The organism is Streptomyces sparsogenes subsp. cuspidosporus (assembly GCF_039532705.1).
GTDB lineage: Bacteria > Actinomycetota > Actinomycetes > Streptomycetales > Streptomycetaceae > Streptomyces > Streptomyces sparsogenes.
On the sequence record NZ_BAAASD010000167.1, the window covers coordinates 1 to 549 of the forward strand.

The 549-nt window shown below is 71.4% G+C and carries 2 protein-coding genes; both read left to right on the plus strand.

The window, feature by feature from the left end:
* The coding region (locus tag ABFY07_RS42885) for a hypothetical protein (protein WP_346179637.1) at positions 1 to 247 on the plus strand (247 nt) is incomplete at its 5' end.
* A gap of 112 nt (positions 248 to 359) precedes the next feature.
* The coding region (locus tag ABFY07_RS42890; RefSeq protein ID WP_346179638.1) for a hypothetical protein at positions 360 to 549 on the plus strand (190 nt) is incomplete at its 3' end.

A 549-nucleotide genomic window follows, 5' to 3' on the forward strand; every position in this document is an offset into this window, starting at 1 on the left:
GCGCCGTGGACTCCAGGGCGCCACCATCACGACCAGCATCTCGGGCCCGCGGCTGACCGACCGGATCGCGTTCCGGTTGCCCGTCGCCGGCCACGACCCGGCCGAACTGGTCGGCCGACGGGTCGGCTCGCTCACCCTCGACGGGCACGAACTCGTCCGGCCCGGTCTGGTCATCGCCTCGGCGACCCCGGCCGAGGACGGCGAGACGCTGTGGGTCGTCGCCGAACGCTACGAGAACACGCGCTGACACGAAGACGGCGCCCGACTTGCACCGTCGGACGCCGCCCATCAAGCCCGCCTTGCCGACGCTCTTGATCCGCGAATCATGCCACAACCAGCGGAAACAGGAGCCCAAACCCATGAGCGACACCCTCCAGGACATCGCCGAAGCCGCCCACGCGCTCACCGACGCCCGCCAGCACCTCGAACCCCGCTGGGAATGGGACGCCAACCGCAACCGCAAGCCCCTCCCCCCGCACCGCACCACCGTCCCCGGCCTCATCCAGCAGCTCCGCGACCACGCCGAACCCGGCGTCGACGGAGACCAGG